The organism is Peribacillus muralis (assembly GCF_001439925.1).
In the GTDB taxonomy this organism is placed as follows: Bacteria; Bacillota; Bacilli; order Bacillales; family DSM-1321; genus Peribacillus; species Peribacillus muralis.
Genome location: NZ_LMBV01000050.1, coordinates 1 through 8521 on the forward strand (window position 1 = coordinate 1; position 8521 = coordinate 8521).

Genomic DNA, 8521 nt, shown 5'->3' on the forward strand with positions numbered 1-8521 from the left:
GTGAGGGTTTACCGTTACTACCTCAATTCCTTGTTTAAATAGCCATTTCGAAAGATTAATCCAGTAATGGCCTGTAGGTTCCATTCCCACGATGGCTACCTCAAGTTTATTTAATCTTTGAAGCTTATCTATCCATTTTAATAAACTAGCAAACCCATCTTCACTATTTTCAAATGTAAGTGGATCTCCGACTNTGTTGGGCAATATCCACTCCAACGACAAGGTGTTTTTCAGAAATTCTCTCTATTAGTTGATTTTGTTTATCTTGCATTTTAAACTTCATATTAGGGTTCCTCCTAAGGTTTTGAGTTAGAGTGGTGTCTTACTCACATCTTACTGAGGATCCCTATTTTTTTCAAAGCTGAAAAATAACGAACTACAGGAATGCTAACCTGCCCCGTTAGTGCCATAAGGGGTCCCGGTAGCAAAACGCGGAAAACATACGCTAAGCAAAATTCGACATGCAAAAAGCCGAGTTTTCCTACTCTAAGGAAATTCGGCTCGCAAAATACAAAAGATAATAGTCTTCACCTTTCCTTTCCAATGCCTTTAAAATCCTTAAAATTCGTATTTAAGAAGGAATCTAATACCTTTTCCGTCCTATACTTGACTCTTATTCAATTCCTGATATTGACATTCCATCTTCTACATTAATCCATTTCCTAGTAATAATTTCATTTTATCAGGATACTATTTTCGATATCTCTTTTTTGATATGAAAACAATTATTTCTGATCTGAAATTTTATGGAATAGGTATCCATACATCATAAAAGTCTCCTTTATTAGGAATATATAATTCTCATCAAAATATCTTGATTGTGATCTCCAAATCCTTTTCCAAATAAGTTAATCCCTCCAACATTCACTGCATTCGATTTAACTCCAACTTTTAATATGAGAAACTTTTGTTTATGAATTTCAATATCACTCAAGGTAACTGAAGAAACTTTTACGGCATCTAAATAGCTACCTGTATTGTCTATTTTCCAATTTTTTAACAATCCGTACTGAGTATGATTATCACGCAACCAAGTTGGATTTAATTTTCCTCTTCGATCACCAAAGTCGCCCGGGCAAGTCCACGTGCATATCTCTTTTCCATTAATCCACACTGTAATATCAGAAGGCCAATTATGATCATAGTGCGGAGCCTCAGAACAGAGCTCCATCGAGAACTGAACTGACTCTATTTTTGCATTTCCCGAAATTGACACAGGAAAGCGATATTCAAGAAACCCCTGACGTAACCAAATCAATTGGGCTGAAATGCGTTCAGGATGGTAAAATAATGATGTATCATCCTCAGGTTGCACTACACCATTTTGGTTGATGATTCCGCAAGTCGGTGTTATTTCACAGTCAACATAATGACCGATTGGCATTTCTAATTCATAACAATTTTTTGGATCATTATGTCTAATATTTAAATTAAGTAGCATATAAATATCATCAAAATTTCTTGAGCAAACTTTCATCTTCCCTCTAGTAGCTGGCTGTAATTCAGTATTAATGAGACCCGAAACTTCTAAAACTTTTATATTAGAAGCGATTGTTGATACAGGGAGATCTAGCTTTTCTGCAATCTCAATAATATTCATCTTTTGATAATTTAGTAATTTTAAAATAGAAATTCGGATCTCTGATGCCAAAGCATGTGCTACTGTAATAAGTCTATCTGACTCATCGATTGTTAACTCTAGCACTTTTTTGACCTCCAATCATATTTTTTAAATATTATACCTTTTTTATTTTTTAAACAACACTGTTTACTTACATGAAGCGTAATAAAGCAATAACCTCTTTTCTAACTTGCTCCCATATACTAATATACGCGAAGGAAGCTTATTCAACATGCAAGAATAATACCCTTTGGGGGAAGTAGTGAAATAAAAAGAGTGCGAAGTAATTATATTAGAATAACTTCAGTGAAAACATTACATCTTATTGTAAAAAGTATTGACCTTTTAAAAGGAAGATATTATCATTTAATTACAGTAAGTTTGTTCTAAACAAAAAAACTGTAATAAAAACTGGATGATAGTTACAAGAAGTTTTTTTAACCATTAATGTAAACGCTTTTATGGTTTATGAGAGGTCTTTTTATGGGGGTGGGTTTTTTTAGTTTGTTAATTCAGAATATTCTTTGAAATAGAATTGAAAGTTTGGTCGTCACGGTAAATTCTGTACCCTTTTGATATTGTTGCAAGTTCAATTGTAAAAATATAATTCTTGGAGGAATTCTTTATGAAAATAACTAAAAATTCAGAGTTTTCGACAGTGCAATATGAAACCGCTAACATTCAAGGAGCACTTTATGGCCCTGGCATTTCTGGCTTGAAAGGAGCCTTTGACCGTAAATGGGTTGAGGAGCTAGGTAAGGACATTGACGTGCTTTACAAAGATGCTCTCCAAAGACCGGGAGGAGCAGTAGGACGAGGCACAAAACGTCACTATGTAGAAATCCATCCAGAAAATATCCGCGGCTTCGTAGAGCTAGTTACGCATCCTTGGGTGAAAGCAGTCTGTGAAGCTGTACTCGGTCCCGAATACAAATTTGTGGAGATTGGTTTTGATGTACCGAACCCAGGTGCTGTGAATCAACCTTGGCATCGGGATTTCCCTGCACCAGAAGATACAGTCAAAGGTAGAAGGATAAACTCTCTTGCTTTTAATTTGACAACAGTGGATGTGGAAGAAGATATGGGGCCTTTTGAGATCGCTCCTGGTACTCAGTGGGACGATGGCACTGAGTTTGAACATGAGATGTTCCCTAAAAAAGAGTTGTATTCGCGATACGAAAGTAAAGCTGAACAGAAAATGCCCAAAATGGGTGATATCTCCGTACGTTCAGCACTAACGATTCACCGCGGAACAAAAAACCATTCAAACAAATCTAGACCTGTTTTAGTATTAGGGGTGGATGCACCTGGGGCAAACAACCATGAACGACATGACCTTCAAATCACTAAGAAATTTTATAATACGTTGCCAGAGGATTTGAAGAGTCATTTGATGTGCCGAATTGTAGATGAACTTGAAGTGATTGTTCAAGGGCACACAATTGAAGGTCTTATGATGGGGGACGCTTAAAGGATAGAATGACAGCAAGCCTTAACTATTTTGAAGTTGATTCTGGTATCTCAACACTAAACTGGACAATTTTTATAAGGATTGTTGCTTAAAAGGGGACTTATTAAATTGTCGATGCAGGCGATGCTTACTTCGCTGCAATGAATCTGAATAAGAAAGCCAATTGGATTTGGCAAGGTCCAAAAAGAACATAAATATATGAGTAGATAGGGACTACTTTAGTTAAATGTTATTAAAATTCGGATGAAATCGCAAAAGGGTTTCGGAATAAGATCATTCCGAAACCCTTTGTCAATTTCACAGAAAATTTGAGCATTATAGTCGATTTTCATAGACCATTTATTATTATGAGTTATTTTAAGAAACTACAGCTATTTATAATGTAGTAATGACTCACAGCTAGAAAGCTCGTAATGTAGTGGTACAACACGAATAGCTGTATATTTCGTAATAAGAATTATGTCAGGAACAAGGGAGAGATATAATTGCAAAATTCTCTAAAAAAAAGTTCTAATATTCCAACTCAGAAAGATGATTTTCCCGGAGAGAAAAAAAATCTAAATGTAGCTTTTGTTACATTTGTCTCTATTATCGTAGCGATTGGAGGCCTAATGTTTGGATATGACACAGCTGTCATTTCAGGAGCAATCGGGTTTTTAGATGACCGTTATAATTTAAGTCCCAGTATGTCGGGCTGGGTAGTTTCAAGTATCCTAGTCGGTGCTGTAATTGGTACAGCTCTGGGAGGATTACTAAGTGATCGTTTTGGACGCAAAAAGACTCTCATTCTCTCTGGAATCCTATTCGGTATAGGTACAATTGGTACTGCTATACCAAATAGTGTGTCTGTACTGGTTATTGCACGTATTATTGGTGGGATTGGAGTAGGGATGTCTGTCTTTTTATCACCATTATACATTGCTGAAATAGCTCCAGCTCATCTACGTGGGCGTTTAGGTTCCATGTCTCAATTAGCGATAAGCATAGGACAGTCATCGGTATTTTTAATCAATTATTATGTAGCACAGAGTGGAAGTTATGAGTGGAATGTTGCTGTAGGGTGGCGTTGGATGTTTGCTATCGGGGCTATTCCAGCTATAGCCTATGTCATTTTAATGTTGTTTGTAACGGACACACCAAGATGGCTCGCATCAAAAGGACGAAAAGCAGAAGCGTTAGTGGTTCTTAATAAGGTAAATCTTGATATGAATGTGGCACAACGAGAACTTAAGGAAATAGAAGCTTCATTAGCATCTGGAAGTGGTGGAACGATCGGTAATATGTTTAAGGGTACGAACAAAAAACCCCTATTCATTGGTGTGGTCATTGCGTTTTTGACTCAATGGGCAGGAATTAACGCCATTATGTATTATGCACCAGAAATATTTAAGCAAAGTGGGGCAAGTTTAGGATCAGCTTTTTTAAACACAGTGTTCATGGGGATAGTAGTTGTACTCTTTACACTTCTGGGCTTATGGCTTATGGATAAAGCAGGGAGAAGAAAACTCTTTTTAATAGGTTCCCTCGGTATGGCACTTGCTTTGTTTATGATCGGTCTAACCTTCAATCTAGATATCAATAATGGTGTTTGGTTGCTCGTTTACATGCTTTTCTATTTAGCAGTATTTATGACCACAGTAGGTCCTGGTATGTGGGTTCTATTATCTGAAATATTTCCAACACGAATCCGTGGGCAAGCGATGGCTCTTTCTACTATATCATTATGGATTGGTGACTATCTCATTTCTCATAGTTTTCCGGTTTTATTAAGGGAATTCGGTGGGGATATAACGTTTTGGTTCTTTGCAGTAGGTTCAATAGTAATGTTCTTTTTCACGTATAAGTTCATTCCAGAAACCCGTAACAAAACGCTGGAAGAAATTGAACAAATGTTTAATTTTAAACAATAATTATCGTTACTTTAACTATTCAGCATAAGATTCCAGCGCTAGTTTAAATAAGTGCTTTAACAATCGTCGATAATCGTTCGTTGTAAACGTGGTAAATCCATTTTCCTCGCGTATTTCTTTCAGATGATCCCATAGCGTGTTTTCCCTTAGGGCATACAAGGGAAATACGCTTGGCTCAATATTAAGCTGTTTGGGATAGTTAAGCAAAAAGTCGGGGACTTCCTTTATATCTGTTAAGCTCCACCCTGGATAACGGAGTATTGCTAATTGGGGTCCTACCACATTGCCATCAAGTTAAAGTTTTGTAGTGCCCCCAGAACGAAATTTTGTACTTTCTTGTATAACTTATAAGCTCAATATATCGTTTTGGGGGTGACCTATTTTCTTGGCTTGATGGGCATGTGGTGCTACCACATATATATAAATATAAAGCCTGTATGAGGACGCTGCATTGTCAATAATGGGATTCTTTTTCGGAGATATACTTCCTGTGGATATTATTTACAATTTTTTATAATTAAAGTAATAAAATACATAACTCCTTGCGTTATAATGAATGGGCTCCAAGGAAAATGTCAGAAACCTGCAGGAGTGATCATATGAATGGAGGTTATATGTGTTGAAGAAAAAATTATTGGTCATGATTCCAACAGTTGCCTTGATGTTGGCCCCTTTAGGAACGGGGACTTCAATTACCGAAGCGGCATCAAAGGGAAGTCAAATCCAGAAAATCGAAACGAAGGCGGAAACACGCCCGACCCTCAAGAAAGGCTCACGTTCGAGTTATGTAAGAGACTTACAGCAAAGCCTTAAAGATGTTAAATATCATGTAGGTGTTGATGGGATTTTCGGCACCCAAACACAAAATGTGTTAAGGGAGTTCCAAGTGGATCATAACTTAGCTTCAGATGGTATCGTCGGACCGAAGACATGGGCTGCTTTAGATAAAAATAAGGTGGAAAGAAGACAGTTCACGGAGAAAGACGCGATCGTGATAGGGAAGAAGAAGCTGGGTAACAACATCGTATTCAGCGGGGATGGCAGATTGCTGAAAGATGGCATAGGAAAATCATATTACAACTATAAAGCAGCTAATAAAGATTGGATGGACGAAGGCGGCACAGGAACGATTGGGTGGTTCCACATTTATAAAGATGGCCGTGTAGTGGAACAATAAAGGAATATACATGCAAAGAATGTTCTCACTTTAAGTGGGATTTTAATATAGGAAGTATTCTTCGTGGAACGAATCAATACAAAAATTATTAAGGAAAATTATGATGACGTATTACGAGTAGCCCACCCTATTCGTGAGGGTAAAGTGTCTATTAATAAATTATACAAAAATGCACATTTTAAAAGCTTCTTCATGATAAAAAGCTACCCATTAAGAGTGGGTAGCTAGTATTACATGTTATTTGAAAAAGATTTCTAGTTTTCCAGATACTCTTCCAGAAGAGTATCCATCTTTCACATCTACATAAAATTTACCAATTCTCATATTTGTGAATAATGTCTTTCCACCAGCTAAGCTATGATAGCCTGTGCACTTGCCAGTACTGGCATTGCAGAGACGGGACCATAGGTTACTATAATTAGTCAACAACTTACTTCCAGAAGAAGTCTTTAAATAGATTGGGGAAACCAGTTCAACCTGTAAGTCACTACCTCTGTTAGTATTTTGAATTTCATCCTCCAATTTTATCCATTTAATAATATTAGAATAAACTGATTATTAAAATGGTTAAAAAATACTATAACTTCTTAGCTTCCATCTTTTGGTTGCCCTTCAAAAATGAAAAAACGCTATGCTTATCGTAAGAAGTTTACGAGAAAGGATGGTGTTTTTTTATGAATCCTATCGTCTCCAGTGAACTGACACTTTTCGCAAAAGAATTACAACTTTTTCTATCCCCAATAGTCCTACAAGAAACTGCCAAACAGGTGGGCTTTGTACAACGATCTAGTAAGTATCAAGCAAATGGACTTATCGCCCTGTGCGTTTGGTTCAGCCAAGAAGTTGCTAGTACATAACTTACGCAATTATGTAGTCGTTTGGAGGCTTCCATGGGTGTACTAATAAGCCCAGAAGGGCTGAATCAGCGCTTTAATCCAGCAGCTGTCGCATTCCTCCGAGAAGTCTTTACTTCACTCCTAACACAAAATCTCTGTTTAAATCATTCGCTTTCTTCACACATGATTTCTGCTTTCGAACGTATTCGGATTTTAGATGCGACTGTATTTCATCTACCTGATTCCTTCGTCACAAATTATCAAGGCTCTGGAGGGAGTAGTAATACTGCAGGGGTGAAAATCCAATTGGAATACGATTTATTAAGTGGCCAATTTNAGTTAGGAACAGGGAAAAACAATGATAAAACATACGGTACAATCTGCCTTGAAACTGTAGAGAAAGGCGATTTATGTTTACGTGATCTTGGTTACTTTGATTTAGGAGACTTACAAGCCATTCATGATAAAGAGGCATATTATATTTCTCGGTTGAAGTTAAATACACGTATTTATATCAAGAACCCTGATCCAGAATTTTTCAACAATGGCACGTTAAAAAAACAAACCGAATACATCCAGCTTGATATGACACAAATGATGTCCAGTTTAACCTCTGGTGAAACACTGGAAATCACTGAAGCACACATTGGTCAAAATCAGAAGCTTCCAGCACGTGTCATTATCCATCGTTTAACCGATGATCAAACGCAAACACGCCTAAAAAACCAAGCGATTCGAGAAAAGAAGAAAGGCATTGTCATGAAGGAGAAAAGTAAGCACTTGATGGGTATGAATGTCTACATAACGAATACATCACCAGAAGAAGTTCCCACTGACTATGTTCATTCCCTCTATTCCCTGCGTTGGCAAATCGAAATTTTGTTTAAAACATGGAAGTCATTCTTTGAAATCGATGAATGCAAAACAATCAAAAAAGAACGCCTTGAGTGCCATTTATATGGCCAACTCATTGGCATTCTCCTCTGTTCTTCTACCATGTTTCAAATGCGACAGTTACTTCTTGAAAATAAAAAGAAGGAATTGAGTGAATACAAAGCAATTTATATGATTAAAGATTACTTCCCGTTACTGTTTCAAGCGATGCCAGTTGGCAAAGAAGAACTTTTGAAAATTCTGCATCGCCTTTATCAGCTGCTCAAAAAGAATGGTCGTAAATGTCATCGTTATAAGAAGATGACTGTCTTGGATATTCTTGGAGTTGTATATGGAAAAACGGTGAAGGATAGACAAGCTGCCTAGCAAAAAAATAGCATTTTAATAGGCTTTTTTATCATGTCAATTTTTTCATTACTCGTTTGTTTAAAACAATGATCAACTCGTATCTTGTAATTTATGTTGTTAGCTTGATGGGCATGCGGTAGGACCCCCATAAGAAAAGAGCTGCCTTAAAGACAGCTCCGATCTTCAGCTAACGCACCCGTTAGCCAACCATGCAGCGCACGACCAGCGCTGCACCACAGAGAATGAAAATGGTGGAAAACCGTC

Annotated in this window: 6 protein-coding genes and 3 pseudogenes; 6 read left to right on the forward strand and 3 right to left on the reverse strand. The window is 37.1% G+C overall.

Going from position 1 to position 8521, the window contains the following annotated elements:
• On the reverse strand, positions 1-193 hold a 193-nt coding region (locus ASU00_RS23760; RefSeq protein ID WP_236712830.1), incomplete at both ends, for an IS110 family transposase.
• A 591-nt stretch (positions 194-784) separates the two neighbouring features.
• Positions 785-1705: an ArsR/SmtB family transcription factor gene (locus tag ASU00_RS23765; protein ID WP_057915912.1), complete on the reverse strand. Its 921-nt coding sequence runs from the start codon at positions 1703-1705 to the stop codon at positions 785-787.
• A 541-nt stretch (positions 1706-2246) separates the two neighbouring features.
• On the opposite strand from ASU00_RS23765, the gene ASU00_RS23770 reads away from it, so the two are divergent.
• Complete coding sequence (locus ASU00_RS23770) at positions 2247-3092, forward strand: phytanoyl-CoA dioxygenase family protein (RefSeq protein ID WP_057915913.1); 846 nt, start codon at positions 2247-2249, stop codon at positions 3090-3092.
• A 485-nt stretch (positions 3093-3577) separates the two neighbouring features.
• A complete protein-coding gene (locus tag ASU00_RS23775; protein WP_057915914.1) occupies positions 3578-5002 on the forward strand; it encodes a sugar porter family MFS transporter in 1425 nt (474 codons plus the stop codon).
• A 15-nt stretch (positions 5003-5017) separates the two neighbouring features.
• On the opposite strand, the gene ASU00_RS27040 is transcribed toward ASU00_RS23775, so the two are convergent.
• The gene (locus tag ASU00_RS27040; RefSeq protein WP_057915915.1) at positions 5018-5284 is read right to left on the reverse strand and encodes a DUF4158 domain-containing protein; all 267 of its coding nucleotides are present in this window, start codon (positions 5282-5284) and stop codon (positions 5018-5020) included.
• Between the two features lie 334 nt (positions 5285-5618).
• Here ASU00_RS27040 and ASU00_RS23785 point away from each other — a divergent pair, with 334 nt between their 5' ends.
• From ASU00_RS23785 to ASU00_RS26515, 4 genes and pseudogenes are all read left to right on the forward strand, one after another.
• Complete coding sequence (locus ASU00_RS23785; protein ID WP_057915916.1) at positions 5619-6179, forward strand: peptidoglycan-binding domain-containing protein; 561 nt, start codon at positions 5619-5621, stop codon at positions 6177-6179.
• A gap of 69 nt (positions 6180-6248) precedes the next feature.
• Positions 6249-6329: pseudogene (locus ASU00_RS27045) on the forward strand (hypothetical protein); the annotation flags it as partial.
• Between the two features lie 524 nt (positions 6330-6853).
• Positions 6854-7351, forward strand: a pseudogene (locus tag ASU00_RS26510) (transposase); the annotation flags it as partial.
• A 1-nt stretch (position 7352) separates the two neighbouring features.
• Positions 7353-8275 (forward strand): annotated as a pseudogene (locus ASU00_RS26515) (IS4 family transposase); the annotation flags it as partial.
• Between the last annotated feature and the right edge of the window lie 246 nt (positions 8276-8521).